The following is a 16810-nucleotide window of genomic DNA, read 5'->3' as shown; positions in this document are numbered from 1 at the left end:
AGTGTTGCTTCAACTGATTGCTTTTTCTGTAATATGCCCGTCCTGCATATCAATGATGCGCGAACTGTATTTGGCCAGCCCCTGCTCGTTCAGGCTGGAGAGAAGCACCATCACGATCTTTGAGTTTTCCTGATCGAGATTCCCGGTCGGCTCATCGACCAGTAAAACAGCCGGTCCGTTGATGATTGCCCGAAACGCCAGTTGTTCCATCAATTGCTTTTATAGCATTTTACTATTTTTCCGGCCTCCGGCATTGCGATATAGTGCTCCTGCTCCTTCGTGATTGACAGTTGTGGGACTAGTTCATCGTTCAGGCCCTTGATGTAAGCAAATGTTTCAACGTACTCCCCTTGCCAGTTCAAGCGATACACGCCCTCTCCTGATCCAGAAAGGCAAACGATCCCCTTGTCATCCAAGGCAAAGTCTGTGATATAGAGTCCCTGAGGCAGTTCACATACTTTTTCAATAGTATCGTTTTTGATTTTTATCAGCCATTCTGGTCCTCCACCTCGAGCACCAAAGCTATCCTCTTTTTTGTCGTAATAGCGGACCATTGAATTGATTAAATAGATATTGTTGTTATACCTAGAAGATGTACCGATAAAATTTTTACCTGCCTCTTTCGATTGACCATCCATATAATTGTCGACAGCTCCTTCGTCACTCAATAAGAGACTTGTGACATATAACCCTTCATGATTCACTGAAATGCGGTTTGGCTCAAAGTGCGGATCACTCTTCGTTTTATCCTTTAATTTTACTTCTCTCACATATGATAAATCCGTATCGAATACTTGCACTCGATTATTCCCCTGATCGATGACATACACTTCATTATCATACTCTGCGATAGCACCCGGTGACAGAAATTCACTTTTACCGCTGCCGGTTTGTCCGATTTTTTTAAGGACATTGCCATCATAATCAGCTTTTATCAGGCAATCATTTTTCCTGTCAGAAATAATCACCTCATTGTCTCTGCAGACGATTCCAGCTGGTTCCTTGACATCAGTGACAACCCAATCTTCCACTGTATAGTCAGAGGTGTACACATCGGTCAGTGTGGCAAGTGCATGATTTTCTGCGTCAAATAGTTTATCATCTGCATCATAGATTTGCAGAACTTCTTTTCGCGAATCTTTGACTAGTTTCTGATTCTCAGTTTCTTTACAGCCTGTGATAGTGATGCCCGCTGTTAGACAGAAAACAGCTAGAACAATCCTCTTTTTTTTCATTTTTTCTCCTCTTTCAATCACGGGAAAGCTCGTCTTTGGTATTACTTCTACAATAAACATCTGATAAATAAACGTCTGGCAAAATATTTATCAGTCAATTTCATGCTATTATTTCATTATGCTTATACTAACTTTAGAACTGTATTTGACAAAATTAAACGGTTCACTTTAAAAAAAGATTCGTTTCCCGAAAGTCACGGATGGTACTAAACCAGCATATTCCCAATTGATAGTTACTGAGCAAATTCGCCTTGTCCACTACTGGTAAAATGTCAGTTCGCCAGCTCTTAAAGATTTATTTATGATTGGCTTTTGTGTTTTAAATGTTTTTCTTTTACTTGATTTTACCATAAAATTTATGCTGATTGAGAACATTTATAAGGTAATCTCTCGCTGAAAAAAACTGCCCATAAGACACAAAAAAAGTAGAGCCGCTGTCTCTACTTTACTTAAATGTTTCTGTTATCTGCTGGTATTGATAACCGATAACCGCATTAGGCTTTTTGCAGCCGGACGAGCCATGCCTGTTTGACATCCTCGCTGTCCAGCACCGCCGGATTATTTTTCGCTTCTTCATTAATTTCAAGCACCGTTCCGGAAAGCGGCGCAACATATTCAATGACTGCTTTTTCAGCTTCCATTTCAATAAATGCTTCGCCTTTTTGCAGAACCGCACCTATTTCCGGGAAAGTCACAAAATTGATTTTCCCCAGTTCTTCCTGAGCCTCGCTGGTCAGACCCAGTGTCACCACACCGTCAGTTTCATCTATCCACAAATTTTGCTCGTTCATTTGCCTTCCTCCTTGCCAAACAACAGTTCATACTCTGACACCTTGAATCCCAGTTGAATCAACCCGTTTGTGATAAGCACAGGGCGTTTAATCAACATGCCGTCTGAGGACAACAGTTCGGCGGCTTCTTCATGGGATAATGAGTCTACCTTGTCCTTCAAACCCATCTCCCTATATCTGATGCCGCTTGTATTAAAGAACCGTCTGACCGTGTAGCGGTCGGTCTGCAGCCAGTGTTGGATGGTCTCTTTTGAAGGTGTATCCTCTATCAAATCTCTGAGCTCATACACAATATCGTGTTCATCAAGCCAAGCCTTGGCTTTCTTGCATGTGCTTCATCTTGGATACCAATAAAAAATCGTCATATGTCTCCCCCTCATGTTTGATAACTCATGAATAGTATATCACAGACCTTTTAAAAAAAGACTGCCGGATGACTAGATATTTTTCAATTATTTCGTGTGTTGTCCAAAATATGATAAAATAAAGTATCGTGTCATTTTTATAATGATACTAAGTAGGAGGAGTATGTCATGAACACGTCATCAAGCAACAAAGAAGACTATTTAAAGGCAATTTACGAAAATAACGGCGTCGATGCATACGTGCCGAACAAAATATTGGCAAATACCTTGAATGTATCGCCTGCTTCCGTCACCGAGATGGTTGAAAAACTGCAGGCTGACGGATTGCTGGATTACAAACCTTATACCGGAGCAAAATTGACAGAAACCGGACGCAATCACACCATCCAAGTGATTCGCAACCACCGGATCATCGAGACCTTTCTGTTTGAAAAACTCGGGTATTCTCTGCTGGACTTGCACCGCTTGTCCGAGGAGATGGAGCACATCAAAGACACGGTTTTCTTTTCTAAGCTGTATCATTTCCTCGGCGAACCGAAGACTTGTCCTCATGGCGGGATAATCCCGACAGAGACACACTACAACGAGCTGTATACGACACCGCTGACCAGCTATATACCCGGGCAGACGGTCACACTGAAGCGGGTTGTCGATACAGCCAGTCTGTTGGAATTTCTGGCATCCATCAATTTGCAAGTGGGCGACAAGTTGACGATTCAAAACAAAGATGCATTCAATGAGATTATCAGTTTCACAATCAATGATGGCCAGACGGTCTTTCATATTAATGAAAAACAGGCCGGCATGCTGTTTGCCGACAAATAAGAGTATGGCTCAAAAAAAAGAACACCTTGCAACAGGACGGACGAACCGTTGTTGCAAGGTGTTCTTTCAATAATCTATTTCTTTCACTGAATGATTGTAGCGCATGGAGAGTATCAGACCGATACCCAGCATATTGCCTATCAGCGAGGATCCGCCCTGGCTGATGAACGGCAGCGGGATACCTGTCAGCGGCAGCAGACCGATATTGGCGCCAATGTTTTCAAACACATGAAATAAAATCATCATGATGATACCTGTGGCGATATACGAATGGAACTCATTGTTTGTATCAAAGCAGACACGAATCATGCGGTAAATCAAAATGAAGTATAAAAAGATGACAAAGCAACTGCCTACAAAGCCGAAGTTTTCACCAATGACGGTGAAAATCATGTCGGATTCGCGGACGGGCACGTTCACTTCCACCACGTTGAATCCTTTTCCGAAAATCCCTCCCGACGCAATAGACAGCAAAGCATTCGCCTGCTGATAGCTACTGGAAGTCGCATCAGAAAACGGATCGATCCAAGCATCGATTCTCCTAAACTGATATTCTTTTGCCCCGAAAATCTTTAAAAATTCCCGGCCGCTGTCGGTAGTGACTAGAAAAATCAATCCCGCACACAACAAGGCAAAAGCGATGACAGTCGGAATAATAATCTTCCACGAGATGCCGGACATCAAGAAAACACCGCCTAAAATGGCAATAAACACCAGCATCGTTCCCAAATCTTTTTGAAGCAGAAGCAACACAATAATCGGCAGAGTTACTAAGCCCATCTTTAAAATAAGGCGCCCGTCCGAACGCAAATCACGCTCCCGATACGCGATGTTGTGGTGAGTAACGACATAAGCCAACATCAAAATATAGGCTATCTTCATTAGCTCGGAAGGCTGAAAAGTAAATTGCCCTACTCTGAACCAGTTTAAAGAACCGGTCAATGTGGCCATATCTTTATCACCAAAAAACAAAAGGGCTGTCATCACTCCCAGTCCCAACGTATAGACCGCTGGTGTCAACTTCCAGATTGCTTTCGAGTTAAACTGCATCACGATAAAAATCATGACGCTCCCAACTACATACCACAGCCCTTGAGACAACAGATTCGTAACCACATTTTTTTGAGCCGGGTCGTTACTAAGAGCAACATATAAAGAAAGCATCCCGATAACTGAGAGAATAAACACAGGCAGCAGCACGCCGTAGTCAATTTGTTTTGTTGTAGAACGCTCAAGTCTTTCCATTTTTCATCTCTTTTCTAGTTCTTGTCCTGCTTATTAGTATAGCCATAAATTCATAAGAATCCATGAATTATTTGACTAGTTTATAAGAAAATTAATTTTCATCGACTCACCGCTAGGATAAATAATCATTATCCAGAAAATCCGCTGACAGCAACTGGCGCAGCTCCGACAGTTCGTTCTCTTGTGCTTCGATCTGGGCCAAAAGCGATGCTTCCCGGTCAGAAGACGCTTCTCTGATTTGTTCGGCTGCGGTCTGTTCAGCTTGATAGAGCTGCTGGTTCAAGTCCTTGATTTGGCGCTTCTTTTGGAAATAACCGACGCCCATGAACACCGCTGAAAAAAGCGCGCCAACGAGAAAAGAGCCCAGAATGACAAGGACCAGCGGCAGATTCACCTTCGTAAAGCCGAAGTTGATGACAACAGGTTGTGCATTGACAACGGAGAACAATACGATGATAAATAAGATTACCACGAAAGCGATGGTTATCCAAGTCCGTTTCATTAGTTTTTACCTCATTTCTTGTTGAAAATCGTTTGCGCAAGAAAATCGCCGATAGTTGGAAACAACGTGTAAGCTTTGCTGGCGGCTTCCATAATGAACGGCGCATTGACTTCGCGTTTGGGCGTTCCCATGATGCTGACAATTTTCCGGGCCAACGGCTGCGGCTCCAGCAAAAAGCGGTCAACTGCCTGCAAATAAGTGCCGCTTTTATCAGCAATCTGGAAAAAATCTGTCCGGATGGGCCCGGGATTGACTGTTGTCACATGAACACCCAAAGGCTTCAGTTCAAGCCGCAGGGCATTGGAAAAACCGAGAACAGCGAATTTCGTGGCTGAGTAGACAGTGGATTTTGCCGTCGCCATTTTCCCAGCTTGGGAACTGATATTGATGATGTGTCCGTGTCTGCTCGCTGCCATGTCGATGCCGATTTTTTGTGTCAGGTACATCAGTCCGAGAACATTGACACGAAACATCCGCTCCATTGCAGTCATGTCAAAATCGAGAAACGGTTCAAACAAACCGAAACCGGCACAATTGACCAGCACATCGACTGTGCCGAAAGCGTCTTTCAGCGCTGTACTGGTCTGTTCCACACTGTCAAAATCCTCTATGTTCATGACATAATACGCTGATTCCCGCTGAGAGAGTCGGCGGCACTTGGCAGAAACGTCTTTCAGACACTCTGCTCTGCGTGCGGTCACGATTACGACTGCCCCTTGTTTTGCTGCTTCATAAGCGATTTGTTCGCCTAGGCCGGATGATGCGCCTGTGACCAGGACGGTTTTATTTGCCAGCCTATTATGTTTTTGTCTCATGAATGATACCTCTACTTCTTAAATGGAATGTCAAAGCTGTCAAGGTCGTTGACAATCGTTGACTGTTTGAAAACTGACTGAGCTTCTTTTTCCAGCTTCAACGCTTCTTTGCCGATATAACGGGCGCTGATATGCGTCAGAAACAAACGCTTGGCACCAGCCTGCTTAGCAACTTCGGCAGCTTGCTTGGTCGTTGCATGATAATAGCTTTTTGCCAGTGCCGCTTCATCCTGCCTAAACGTACTCTCATGAACGAGAACATCTGCGTCTTTAGCCAGCTTGACGCTGTTAGGATGCTTGCGCGTATCGCCAAGAATCGTCACAATCCGCCCCTTTTTCTCAGGACCGATATAATCACGGCCGTCAATTCGTCTGCCGTCCGGCAATTCCACGGTTTCCCCGCGTTTTATTCTGCCGTAAAGCGGACCGGACGGAATGCCTGCTTCTTTCAGCTTAGCTGCCTGCAATTCGCCCGGCAGGTTTTTTTCGACAACCCGGTAACCGATAGATTCAATGCGGTGGTCCAGAAAATCACAATACACCTGAAACGTCCCGCTGTCATAAATCAATCCTGCCTCTGAAATCTCTACAAAGGTGATCGGGTATTTCAGATGAGAGTCCGAAATCTTAAGACAAACTGTGACGAACTGCTGAATCCCTTTTGGACCGAAAATCATCAATTCATCATCGCCGCCTTGAAACGCACGACTGCTGAGCAGTCCCGGCAGACCGAAAATATGGTCGCCGTGCAGATGCGTGATGAATATTTTTTTTATTTTACGGGGGCGGACCGCCGTTTTTAAAATTTGGTGCTGTGTCCCTTCTCCGCAGTCAAACAGCCAGATTTCATTGATTTCATCCAGCAGTTTTAAAGCAATGCTTGAGACGTTCCGTAATCTTCCCGGCACACCTGCACCTGTTCCTAAAAATTGTATTTCCATGTATTACCCAACTTTTCTGTGAGATTTTCTGTCATTATTGTATGGGATTTTACGTTGTTTCGCAAATATAAGCCCACATGCGTCCGTCATTCAAAAAAAAGTTCCTATGTGACTCACATAGGAACACACGTCATCTCTTTAATTGTTGCCGGTCAGACCATTTCTGCTGTGCCTGGTTGCAGGCACTTTCTTCTATTTCCTTGGCATCCGACATCTCTGAAGCAACATCGTCATAGTCCAGACGCACAATGTGGCCGCCCAGATTATCAAAAATAATATGATTTAACGGACGGTTGTCTTCTTCTTCCGCAATTAAGATGACCCCCGTCTGACCGGGGCAAATGTTCTTGACCAAATGTTCAAAAACACTGTTGGCTGTGCGGATTTCCTTGGCATCCCGGTAAGAACCGATCATGCTGCCGGCAAACCAGCCCAAAAGCAGTCCGAGCGGTCCCATCAGGATGCCGACAAGCATACCGATTGTGCTGTCTTTTGCCGTGTGATTGTTGCCGGTGAAATCAATAAAGTCCTTGATTTCAAATTGATGGCTGTTGTCGTTTTTCTGATGAATAATTGCCATCTGTTCACCGACAATTGCCCGCTGAGCATGTAATTTTTTTATTTCTGAAAAAGCTTGGTATGATAAACTTTCCATATCAAAATTGATAATGAGCACTTTCTTCGTCATGGGTCACATTCCTTTCCGCAACGACTTCATTGTTTCCAGCAGTTTGACTGACTATTCGCTTTTAACCAGACAGCCGGCATGAACCATGTCTGCCATTAAATAATTGAATTGTTCCTGTTTATCTTGATGAGCCGCACTGTTGAAAATATTCAGCGCCTTCATGCCGTTAGCTGTTGTAATGGACATCTTCAGCGTCTGCAAATCTTCCGCCACTGTTATTTTTAATTTCGGGCTCTGTTTATTTTGCAGATTCGTATCCAACGGACGAATCAGCTGCAGATTGCCAGATGCTGTTTCCTTAAACCCGTAATCCCTGAACAAATATTTTTTAGCTTGCGGATTTACCTCATAGTAATCATTGCTGCCTAATACCGCAGCCTTTTTTAAAAATGCCATTAAAATCCCCCTCCATGTACGTTTCACTTCATTATATCTGATTTCCAGCCGATGTGCCATGCTTTACCGGTGCTTGAGACGTGTAATGATTTTAACCAGCTCAGCGGCAAAGCGGCGGATGTCCGCCTCAGTCAGTCCCAGCCCAAAGCTGATACGGATAGATTCCGTAGCCGCCGGCGATGATTCGCCGCGCAGCGCGACAATGACCCGCGAAGGCTTGACATCACCGGCACTGCATGCCGAACCGGTCGAAACAGCAAAACCTGCCAAATCAAGATTCAACAGCAGGACATTGTTTTTAATGCCCTTGACCCAAAGATTCAATATGTGCGCCAGACTGTTAGCGGGGTCACCATTGATTTCAAACGGGATTTGCGCTGCGGTCAGTTCTTGTAAAATGATATCTTTGAACTGCTGATACGTCTGCCGTTTTGCAGCTTTGGCATCATCGTCCAGCAGCTGGACCGCCTTGGCCAGTCCGGCGATACCTGCCAAATTTTCCGTGCCGGCCCTTTTTTTAAATTCCTGTTCGCCGCCATGGGCATAAGGCTCTATTGAAATGCCGCCGCGCAGATAGAGAAAGCCGACACCTTTCGGCCCATTGATTTTATGTGCTGAAACACTTAAAAAATCCACCTGCAGTTGCTTCACATCAATTGCTTCCGTCCCGAATGCCTGAACTGCATCCACGTGAAAGTAGGCTTGATGTGCGGCCAGCAGCTGACCGACTTCGGCGATTGGGTAAAGATTACCTGTTTCATTGTTGCCATACATCATAGTGACCAGTATGGTATCATCCCGCAGTGCCGCAGCCACATCTGCCGCTTGAATCGAACCGTCTTCAGCAACAGGCAGATAAGTGATATCAAACCCCCGTGCCGCCAAAAAGGCGAGCGATTTCAGCACCGCGCTGTGCTCGACGTTCAGTGTTATGATGTGTTTGCCAAGATGTTCTCTGGCTAAAGCAGTCTGGATGATGGCCGTATTATCCCCTTCGGTACCGCCGCTGTTAAAGATGATTTCCTGCGGTTCCGCGTGAATCGCCTGTGCCACTGTCTCCCGCGCTTTTTCCAGTTCGCTGTGCGCCTGTCTCCCGAATTGGTGGATACTGGATGGATTGCCGTAAACGGTTGTCATAATCCGCGTCATTTCATCAACGACTGCCGGGTGCATCGGTGTCGTTGCAGCATGATCTAAATAGATGTGTGTCATTTTCAACTGTCCTTTTCTTTATTATTTACCCGTTATCTACAGTATACGATGAACCGCACAATCCGTAAAACACTTTGGTTTTTATTAGAGTAGCGGTGAAAAGACACCCAGCACGGCGCGAAGCATCGTCCGCAGCCAAGATACCCGGTGGACATCCTCAAGAGTCATCTCCTGACTGAGTGCCTCTGTATGCAAGTGGTCTTGCAGTACTTCTTGAACTGACGGCGACTGATACATCCAGATCCCGTTTTCAAAATGCAAGTACAGACTGCGGTAATCCAGATTGACTGTCCCCACCGTCGCATACTCACCGTCCACGACAAAGGTTTTGGAATGGATAAATCCCGGTGTGTATTCAAAAATCCTCACGCCGGACTCCATCAGCCGCGCATAGTTGGAACGGGTGACTTCATGAACGTACCATTTATCCGGGATATGCGGGGTGATGATGTGGACATCCACACCACTTTTGGCGGCAGTCGTCAGCGCTTCGGTCAGCAGATTATCAATCACTAGATAAGGTGTTGTGATATACACGTATTTTTCAGCCCGGTAAATCAAATTAAGGTAAACGTTCATGCCCACGTCTTCTTTATCAAAAGGGGAATCCACATACGGGTGGTAATAGCCCTGAGATTCTTCCCCTGCAGCCAGACGCAACGCTTCGTAACCAGGGAAATAATAGGCATAGTCCCGCTCTTTCCCCCGCGAGTACTCCCATAAAGACAGAAACAGCAGCGTAAAGCCCCATGCCACTTCTCCTTTGACCATGATGGCATTGTCCTTCCAATGGCCGAACCGCTCGTATTGATTGATGTATTCATCCGCCAGATTTATTCCGCCAGTAAATGCGACCTTGCCGTCAATGACCAAAATTTTCCGGTGATTGCGGTTGTTAAAGATCGGGGACAATACCGGATTTATCTGGTTGAATATACAGCACTTGATGCCCATCCGCTCAAGTTCTTTGTCGTAATTATGCGGCAAAGTCAGCAAACAGCCGAAATCATCATACATGAGCCTCACGTCGACCCCTTCTCTGGCTTTGCGGACCATGACTTCCAAAATAGTGTCCCACATTTTGCCTTCCGCAATAATAAAATACTCCAAGAAAAGATATTTTTCCGCTTTTTCCATTTCTTCCAGCATCGCCTGAAATGCTTCTTCGCCTAAAGGAAAATAGCGGCTGCTTGAATTGACAAACAACGAACTTTCACCAAAATGACTTAAATAATGCGCCTGCGCACGCGCATCCAGCGACAGCCCTGACATGTCCAAAGCGGTGACAGTGCGCTCGTTTGCCTCTTTTTCTTTTTTCTGGATAATAAACATTTTAATCTTTTCAGATTTTTTAAACCGGACACGGCCAAAAATCAAATAAATCGCTGTGCCAAAAATGGGTATCAGCATAATAGGCACGAGCCAAGCTATTTTATAAGCCGGATTACTCCGATTATTGATGATTTTCAAGACAATAAAAATCGAAATAACAATATTTGTCGCATAAAAATAGACAAAGAAATCATTGAATCGCCAGACGACTGTCAACAGGACAGCCAGCTGCAGAATAATCAAAAACACAATAATAATGATGCGATTGGTCATTATCTTTAAGAGATTCTTCATCTTGCTTCCCCACACTTCCTCAGTCAATTAACATATAACGTAGTATAACAGATTTCGAAAATAAAAAAAAACAGAAACGCTGGGTGTCATCACGTCCAGACGCGGGTATCTCTATAGTCAGCCGCCCGGCGGTTAGCCGCTTGGACGATTTCCTGCGGGAAAAGCAAGTGGTCCAGCAATAAAATGGCATTGCTTGTTGTAGACGCTCCAGAGCGCACCTTAAAATCAAACATCATCCCCTGCTCATCAGAAATTGTTTCGCGGAAGTGGATATTTGCACATGTATCGTGCAGTATTTCTGTCAGCTCAATATCGTGGGTCGCAACAAGTACCAGTGCTTGTGAACGCGACAACCATACCATGACACTGGCCGACGAGGCAATCCGCTCAATCGTGTTCGTACCTTTCAGAATCTCATCAATGAAGCCGTAAACCATGACTCCGTCTTCAACTTGCGAAATGACGCGGTGCAAGGATTTCAATTCAGCAATAAAATAGCTGTCGCCTGCCAGTACATCATCTTCCACGGCCATTGCCGTCATCACCAGTCCCGGAAAATAATTGAACGTGTCCGCTATGGCAATCCCCACCGTTTGGGCCAGTATGAGGTTGATGGCAATAGCTTTCACATAAGTCGACTTGCCGGATGCGTTCGAACCGGTGACCAGTGTGGCCTGCTCCCAACAGACCGGATTAGGAACACATTCGTCAATCAAGGGATGCCTCAGCCCGACCGCCTCCACACCTCTGCTTTTCATCTCCGTGGCTTCACAGACGGTTTTTGCCAGCTTAAAATTATTCAGGGCAAGTGCTACTTCGATTTGCCCGACCGCCTTGTAAACCGCTCTGATGGCCTCTTGTTTGCTTTTCAACAGACGGTTGAGACGGATGTAGGCAAAAACCGGCAACAGCAGCACAATATTAACATATTCAACCAAAATTTCCGCCTCTGTTGTACCTGATACGCGGAACGCATTGCTATACCGCCCCAGGGACTGGACTTCGGAGATGGCTGAGTGCGTCTCTGCCGGCAGCGGCACACTTGTTTTTTTCAGCTTTGCCGACAATCCCGCCAGTTCAGATAAATAGCGTAATGTCCGGAACTCGGTTTCCAGAAATGATTTGACCCTGTAATAAGTCAGCACATTTACACACAAGAAAAGCAGCAGCAGATACAGGCCGATCTTGCCTGCCACAGCCGTCAGTAGCAGTGACACAATTAGGCCGGCACCTAAAAACCAGTAATACGGTTCGTATGGAATCGACTGTTTTTCAGGCGTTTCAATGTGCGGCAGTAAATAGTTATTATCTTGCTTGCCCATTTTCACCAAATGATATTGAACTTTTTCCCTTGTTTCCGGATGCTTATCGAAAAAAGTCATCATGTTTTTCAAATCCGACAAATCCTCTGATGCGTCATACTCGCGCAACCGCTGATAAAGCGACTCTGAGCCGACACTGGTTTCAGTTTTATTGAGCATCTGAAAAACTGACCACATGTCCAAATCGTACCAAGTGGTATCATCTATCTGATACATTTTTGCCTGCTGTTTGCGCCAAACATCGTATGCCTTGGCGAGACTGTCTTCCTTATCATATTTTGTCGGGGAAGGCAGTTTACCCCATTCATTTCTTATTTTCTGTTTTACTTTTAACTGGCTGTAAACATACCATGCGACGAGACCGCAAATCACAAGTCCCGCGAAACTAACGACCTGTATCATCAGCTCCACATCCCTTTCCTGACGAACAATTGCCCGATCATAATAGCTCAACTGTTCACAAATTTTCAATCATCCCTGTTTAATAAAAATGATGCTTTTATTATACGTCATTTTCAGACTGGAACATATAAAAAAGTTATCTGTTCGAAAACAGATAACTTTATAATCATTAAATAGGCATGACTATCTTTCTTGAACGTATTTGTACGCCGTACCTAAAGAGATATTGCATTCTTCTGCAATTTGACGTAATGTGTAGCGGTTGTTGTTGTAAAGGAAACGAATTTGGTTAATCTTTTCCTGGGAAATCTTTGGTCTGCCGCCGATACGTCCGTTTTTCCGCGCTTCTTCCAATCCTTTTGTTGTTCTTTCTTTGATGATGATTTTTTCTGTTTCAGCAATCCGTTTGACTAAATTCAAGTAAACGTCATTGTCGAGACCATTGAATTCTTTGTCTTTTTCGATTACGACCAAAGAAATGCCTTTGTCGTCAAGTTTCCCTAAGAAGTCCGCCAGCTGAATGATTGATTTGCCCAATGAGCGCAATTGGTAGACAACAATGCGGTCGCCTTCAGAAAGTTCATCCAACAAACGATTGATTTTTTTCGCGTCTTTGCTGTCGTTCTCGTTTTCAATCACGAGTTCGTCATGAGGGTACTTTTCAACCTCTTTTAACTGGAGATTCACATACTCCTCATTGCCAGTTTGATGTACATACACTACCGTTTTCATTAATAATCCTCCCTTAAGACTTTAAATAATTATTTTTTTTACGGTACGGTTTTGTAAAAAATGTTATTCAACCACGCTTATAATATACTCTTTTTTTGTAAAACCCACCATATCATTGTTTTCCTATGGTTATGAAATTTCTGATACTAATTGTACCATAAATAAAAATAAGGTGCAATCGCGCCTTTTATTTTAATTTTTAGTTAAAAAAGGAGGTTTTTAAAACAGTGCAAGCATTTTAATTGAGAATGTCTTTCAATTCATGTATATTGATTATGTTTTTAAAAATTTTTTTTGAGGTGGAGACATGGCAGAATTACTTGTTATTAAAGCACATCCGTTGACAGCAAATGAATCAAAAACGCTAAAAGCACTCGATACATTTACAGCTTCATATCGAAAAGCACATGCCGGCGACACGATTACGACACTGGATTTGTACAATGATTTCATCCCTGAAATCGATTTCGACTTGCTGAACGGATGGCAAAAATCAGCTCAAGCAAACGACCTTTCCGCAGAGGAAGCGGCCAAAGTCAAACGGTTTAGTGAGCTGACAGAACAATTTTTAAGCGTTGATAAAGTCGTTATCGCTAACGCACTTTGGAATTTAAATATACCGACTCGCCTGAAAGCATGGATTGACACCATCAATGTTGCGGGCAAAACATTCCGCTACACTGAAAACGGGCCAAAAGGGCTGACAGAAAATAAAAAGCTGCTGCATATCCAGTCAAACGGCGGTGTGTACAACGGTAATGATTATTCATCACAATATATTAAAGGCATTTTCAACTTTATCGGCGTCAATGATGTCACTCAGTTGTTTATCGAAGGAATCGACTACGACCCTGAAAAACGCGATGTCATCCTGAATGCCGCACTGAGCGAAGCTGAAAAAATCGGCGAACAATTTTAAGATAAAAAACAGGAGTCTAAGACTCCTGTTTTTGCTGTTCTTCTAATATATCGTCATCGTACAGCCCTGACACTTGCTTGTACCAAGCAAAGAAATGTGTCACAACAACTTTGATGGCCGCATAACCGGGTATTCCTAAAATCACGCCTATCAGCCCGAACAGTTTGCCGGCTGTCAATAAGACAAAGATAATCGTGACCGGATGAATTTCCATTTTACTGCCCAAAACAAGCGGCGAAACAAATCTGCCTTCCAGCGTTTGTTCAATAATGAAAACCAGAATAACAGATATCAGCATCTTAGGTCCGGCAACTATCCCAATAACGATTGCCGGCACTGTTGCCAAAGCCGAACCGACGTACGGAATCAGATTCAGAAAGCCGGCCAAAACACCAAGCGTCACACTATAGTCCAACCCAATGGCCGAAAAGCCAATGATAAACATGACCGCAACGGCAAAAGCAACTGTCAGCTGACCGGTAATGTAAGACGCAACTTGCTTGTTGATATCCAATAGCACATCTGTAATCGGCTTTCTCGCTTTCGTAGGCAAAAACTGTGTAAAGTAAGGCAACATTTTCGAACCGTCTTTTAATAGGAAAAACAATAAAAACGGTACTGTTACAACCGTCACGACAATACTTGCCACTGCACCGACAATATTGCCGATACCTTGAAAAGCATTTTTCGAATACGTGCTGACCATCTGGCCGATAGAGTCGAAAATCTCATTGGCCGTTTTCTCTAGCGGTGTCCGGAACTGTTCAAACAGCGGGTTCGTCAGCAGCTCGGTAAATTTTTCTTCGATGACACGCCAGTAATTCGGCCATTCTTGAATCAGGCTTCTGGTTTGAAGCTGAATCTGGGGAATTAAGATGACGACACCCCAGCTGATTAACGCCACGACCAAAATATAAAGAATGGTAATCCCCCACACACGGGTGATACCTTTTTTTTCCAGCCAATCGACAAGGGGATTCAGAAGATAGAACAACAAGCCCGATATGATGACAGGCAGCCCGACTATCCCGACAAATTCGATAACTGGTGTAAATAAATAAGATACTTTCGTAAAGACGAAAATAATCAGCAGACACAGCAAAACAATCAGCAATGCCGTGACAACCTGATTATTCAGAAACCACTTGAAAAACCAAGTGGTACTGTGCTTTCCCTTATTTTTTTCCATAGCGGCTATTTTCCTCCATTTTGGCTGTAGGAAATAACCGTCCCTTCATTCACAACAGGTAATTCAAACGGCTCCAAGTACAAACCGTTGGCCAGCAAATCTTCCTCGGGCACTTTGCCGAACACGAGCGACACATGTCCCATTGAGTTTAGATGCTCATTGGCAACCGGGCCTACATGCTTGATGGTATAAGCTTGACGGTCGAACATAATTTTGTCGCCGACGGTCAAGTCCACTGGTTCATCACTGTTAAACTTTTGAATAACTGAAAACTGCTTCAACATATCAGTTGCTTTATCGTCAAACAAAATCAGCATTTTGTCTTTGGCATCCAATGCTTGTGGCCCTATTTCACGCACGATTGATGTTAACATATAATATAACCTCTCTTATCTTGATTCAAATTTTATTATAGCATAAGTGCATTTAAATAAAAATTATTGTGAAGCCTTTTAACTCTTTTTCGCAATTATGTTATAATCAATGATGAAAACTGCAAAAGAAGGGATTTTTTTTATGAAAGAAACGCTATTTCTTGGTACCTATACCAAACGCGACAGCAAAGGTGTCTATCAAATATCACTGGACACTGATAAACCTGAACTCATCGAGCTAAATCATTTGGTTGAGGAAGATAATCCGACATACCTTACATTGTCAGCTGACAAACGTCTGTATTGTGTTACCAAAGCAGCCGACAAAGGCGGGGTGGCTGCGTATCAGCTGAATGAAGACGGAACGTTTTCATTCATCAATCGTGAAGTGACCGACGGCGCACCGCCATGCTACGTTGCGGTTGATGAAGAACGCCAGCTGGTTTATTCGGCCTTTTACCATCAGGGAAGTGTGGCATCTTATACGATTCGTGAAGACGGCGGCCTTGAACTGGCAGATTTAATCCAGCATGATGGTAACGGCCCCCATGCCAACCAGCAAGGTCCGCATGTTCATTATGCTGATTTGACACCGGATAACCGGTTAGTTGTCTGTGATTTGGGCAATGACTCAGTCTATACGTATCACGTTGCACCGGACGGCAAACTGACCGAAACAGCCCGCTTCGCAGCAGAGCCAGGCACCGGACCACGTCATCTTGTTTTTCATCCAAACAAGCAAACGGCTTATCTGTTTGGCGAACTGGCCAATACTGTTACAGTGCTGGCCTATGATGCAGCAGCTGGGTCTTTCGAAGCTCTGCAAACTGTCAGCACCTTGCCGGAAGACTTTCACGACTTCAACGGCGGAGCAGCCATCCGGATTTCCAGTGACGGCAAGTTTTTATATGCCTCCAACCGCGGGCATAATTCGCTGGCTGTTTTTTCAGTTGCCGACAACAGCGAGAGTATTCAACTGATTCAGCTGATCAGTGTAGAAGGTGATTTCCCGCGCGATTTTGCATTGGATAACACTGAGCGTTTTATCGTTGTGGCTAATCAAAACACTGACAATCTGACTCTCATCCAACGGGACCAGACATCAGGCAAACTGACTCTGCTTGCCAAAGACATCTACGCACCTGAGACGGTCTGCACATTCTTTGTCCCGGCCAACGACTAATATTAGCAAACAGACAGCCCTGTTTCATCATCCATGATTGAAACAGGG

The 16810-nt window shown here is 44.2% G+C and carries 18 protein-coding genes and 1 pseudogene; 3 read left to right on the top strand and 16 right to left on the bottom strand.

Going from position 1 to position 16810, the window contains the following annotated elements:
- Nucleotides 1–9 precede the first annotated feature (9 nt).
- The 4 genes and pseudogenes from CBF27_RS06745 to CBF27_RS06730 all read right to left on the bottom strand — a co-directional run.
- Nucleotides 10–213 (bottom strand): P-loop NTPase family protein, encoded by a 204-nt coding sequence (locus CBF27_RS06745; RefSeq protein WP_148112281.1) that lies wholly within the window; start codon nt 211–213, stop codon nt 10–12.
- On the bottom strand, nt 210–1235 hold the full coding sequence (locus tag CBF27_RS06740) for a 6-bladed beta-propeller (RefSeq protein ID WP_126813560.1): 1026 nt from the start codon (nt 1233–1235) through the stop codon (nt 210–212). The genes CBF27_RS06745 and CBF27_RS06740 overlap by 4 nt, the downstream gene beginning before the upstream one ends.
- Nucleotides 1236–1729: 494 nt before the next feature.
- Complete coding sequence (locus CBF27_RS06735; protein WP_126813559.1) at nt 1730–2026, bottom strand: glycine cleavage system H family protein; 297 nt, start codon at nt 2024–2026, stop codon at nt 1730–1732.
- A pseudogene (locus CBF27_RS06730) lies at nt 2023–2349 on the bottom strand (arsenate reductase family protein); the annotation flags it as partial. The pseudogene CBF27_RS06730 and the gene CBF27_RS06735, both read right to left, overlap by 4 nt.
- A gap of 210 nt (nt 2350–2559) precedes the next feature.
- Here CBF27_RS06730 and CBF27_RS06725 point away from each other — a divergent pair.
- On the top strand, nt 2560–3216 hold the full coding sequence (locus CBF27_RS06725; protein WP_126813557.1) for a metal-dependent transcriptional regulator: 657 nt from the start codon (nt 2560–2562) through the stop codon (nt 3214–3216).
- A 66-nt stretch (nt 3217–3282) separates the two neighbouring features.
- Here the strand turns inward: CBF27_RS06725 and CBF27_RS06720 are convergent, their stop codons facing one another.
- The 10 genes from CBF27_RS06720 to CBF27_RS06675 all read right to left on the bottom strand — a co-directional run bounded on the left by CBF27_RS06720 (nt 3283) and on the right by CBF27_RS06675 (nt 13097).
- Nucleotides 3283–4461 carry an FtsW/RodA/SpoVE family cell cycle protein gene (locus CBF27_RS06720; RefSeq protein ID WP_126813556.1) on the bottom strand — a complete coding sequence of 393 codons (1179 nt, stop codon included), beginning with the start codon at nt 4459–4461 and terminating at the stop codon, nt 3283–3285.
- Nucleotides 4462–4573: 112 nt separating this feature from the next.
- On the bottom strand, nt 4574–4963 hold the full coding sequence (locus CBF27_RS06715; RefSeq protein WP_126813555.1) for a LapA family protein: 390 nt from the start codon (nt 4961–4963) through the stop codon (nt 4574–4576).
- Between the two features lie 11 nt (nt 4964–4974).
- Nucleotides 4975–5778 (bottom strand): SDR family NAD(P)-dependent oxidoreductase, encoded by an 804-nt coding sequence (locus CBF27_RS06710; RefSeq protein ID WP_126813554.1) that lies wholly within the window; start codon nt 5776–5778, stop codon nt 4975–4977.
- 11 nt (nt 5779–5789) lie between these two features.
- Nucleotides 5790–6719 (bottom strand): ribonuclease Z, encoded by a 930-nt coding sequence (gene rnz / locus CBF27_RS06705; RefSeq protein WP_126813553.1) that lies wholly within the window; start codon nt 6717–6719, stop codon nt 5790–5792.
- 130 nt (nt 6720–6849) lie between these two features.
- Nucleotides 6850–7407 (bottom strand): DUF1269 domain-containing protein, encoded by a 558-nt coding sequence (locus tag CBF27_RS06700; protein WP_126813552.1) that lies wholly within the window; start codon nt 7405–7407, stop codon nt 6850–6852.
- Between the two features lie 51 nt (nt 7408–7458).
- Complete coding sequence (locus CBF27_RS06695) at nt 7459–7803, bottom strand: cysteine desulfurase (protein ID WP_126813551.1); 345 nt, start codon at nt 7801–7803, stop codon at nt 7459–7461.
- Nucleotides 7804–7866: 63 nt separating this feature from the next.
- Nucleotides 7867–9015: a cysteine desulfurase family protein gene (locus CBF27_RS06690; protein ID WP_126813550.1), complete on the bottom strand. Its 1149-nt coding sequence runs from the start codon at nt 9013–9015 to the stop codon at nt 7867–7869.
- An 84-nt stretch (nt 9016–9099) separates the two neighbouring features.
- Nucleotides 9100–10668, bottom strand: coding sequence for a cardiolipin synthase (gene cls / locus CBF27_RS06685; protein WP_211334629.1), 1569 nt, complete (start codon nt 10666–10668; stop codon nt 9100–9102).
- 62 nt (nt 10669–10730) lie between these two features.
- Entirely contained in the window at nt 10731–12416 is a 1686-nt protein-coding gene (locus tag CBF27_RS06680; RefSeq protein WP_148112280.1) for a MutS-related protein, read from the bottom strand.
- 132 nt (nt 12417–12548) lie between these two features.
- Entirely contained in the window at nt 12549–13097 is a 549-nt protein-coding gene (locus tag CBF27_RS06675; RefSeq protein WP_126813547.1) for a recombinase family protein, read from the bottom strand.
- A gap of 307 nt (nt 13098–13404) precedes the next feature.
- Between CBF27_RS06675 and CBF27_RS06670 the strand changes: the two genes are divergently transcribed.
- Complete coding sequence (locus CBF27_RS06670; RefSeq protein WP_126813546.1) at nt 13405–14016, top strand: FMN-dependent NADH-azoreductase; 612 nt, start codon at nt 13405–13407, stop codon at nt 14014–14016.
- Nucleotides 14017–14032: 16 nt separating this feature from the next.
- Here CBF27_RS06670 and CBF27_RS06665 read toward each other — a convergent pair whose 3' ends face one another.
- Nucleotides 14033–15205: an AI-2E family transporter gene (locus CBF27_RS06665; RefSeq protein ID WP_126813545.1), complete on the bottom strand. Its 1173-nt coding sequence runs from the start codon at nt 15203–15205 to the stop codon at nt 14033–14035.
- Nucleotides 15206–15210: 5 nt separating this feature from the next.
- Nucleotides 15211–15579, bottom strand: coding sequence for a PTS glucitol/sorbitol transporter subunit IIA (locus tag CBF27_RS06660; protein ID WP_126813544.1), 369 nt, complete (start codon nt 15577–15579; stop codon nt 15211–15213).
- 142 nt (nt 15580–15721) lie between these two features.
- Here CBF27_RS06660 and CBF27_RS06655 point away from each other — a divergent pair, with 142 nt between their 5' ends.
- On the top strand, nt 15722–16762 hold the full coding sequence (locus CBF27_RS06655; RefSeq protein ID WP_126813543.1) for a lactonase family protein: 1041 nt from the start codon (nt 15722–15724) through the stop codon (nt 16760–16762).
- The last annotated feature ends 48 nt before the right edge of the window (nt 16763–16810 follow it).

It is taken from the genome of Vagococcus acidifermentans (assembly GCF_003987655.1).
GTDB classification, from domain to species: Bacteria; Bacillota; Bacilli; order Lactobacillales; family Vagococcaceae; genus Vagococcus_B; species Vagococcus_B acidifermentans.
This window is presented reverse-complemented; position numbering and strand designations above follow the sequence as displayed.

Excerpts from the sequence above, each read along its gene's own strand:
- CBF27_RS06695 (WP_126813551.1), bottom strand. The coding sequence starts at position 7,803 with ATGGCATTTTTAAAAAAGGCTGCGGTATTAGGCAGCAATGATTACTAT.
- CBF27_RS06710 (WP_126813554.1), bottom strand. The coding sequence starts at position 5,778 with ATGAGACAAAAACATAATAGGCTGGCAAATAAAACCGTCCTGGTCACA.
- CBF27_RS06660 (WP_126813544.1), bottom strand. The coding sequence starts at position 15,579 with ATGTTAACATCAATCGTGCGTGAAATAGGGCCACAAGCATTGGATGCC.
- CBF27_RS06740 (WP_126813560.1), bottom strand. The coding sequence starts at position 1,235 with ATGAAAAAAAAGAGGATTGTTCTAGCTGTTTTCTGTCTAACAGCGGGC.
- rnz (WP_126813553.1), bottom strand. The coding sequence starts at position 6,719 with ATGGAAATACAATTTTTAGGAACAGGTGCAGGTGTGCCGGGAAGATTA.
- CBF27_RS06690 (WP_126813550.1), bottom strand. The coding sequence starts at position 9,015 with ATGACACACATCTATTTAGATCATGCTGCAACGACACCGATGCACCCG.
- CBF27_RS06720 (WP_126813556.1), bottom strand. The coding sequence starts at position 4,461 with ATGGAAAGACTTGAGCGTTCTACAACAAAACAAATTGACTACGGCGTG.
- CBF27_RS06735 (WP_126813559.1), bottom strand. The coding sequence starts at position 2,026 with ATGAACGAGCAAAATTTGTGGATAGATGAAACTGACGGTGTGGTGACA.
- CBF27_RS06670 (WP_126813546.1), top strand. The coding sequence starts at position 13,405 with ATGGCAGAATTACTTGTTATTAAAGCACATCCGTTGACAGCAAATGAA.
- CBF27_RS06715 (WP_126813555.1), bottom strand. The coding sequence starts at position 4,963 with ATGAAACGGACTTGGATAACCATCGCTTTCGTGGTAATCTTATTTATC.
- CBF27_RS06675 (WP_126813547.1), bottom strand. The coding sequence starts at position 13,097 with ATGAAAACGGTAGTGTATGTACATCAAACTGGCAATGAGGAGTATGTG.
- CBF27_RS06700 (WP_126813552.1), bottom strand. The coding sequence starts at position 7,407 with ATGACGAAGAAAGTGCTCATTATCAATTTTGATATGGAAAGTTTATCA.
- CBF27_RS06665 (WP_126813545.1), bottom strand. The coding sequence starts at position 15,205 with ATGGAAAAAAATAAGGGAAAGCACAGTACCACTTGGTTTTTCAAGTGG.
- CBF27_RS06725 (WP_126813557.1), top strand. The coding sequence starts at position 2,560 with ATGAACACGTCATCAAGCAACAAAGAAGACTATTTAAAGGCAATTTAC.
- CBF27_RS06655 (WP_126813543.1), top strand. The coding sequence starts at position 15,722 with ATGAAAGAAACGCTATTTCTTGGTACCTATACCAAACGCGACAGCAAA.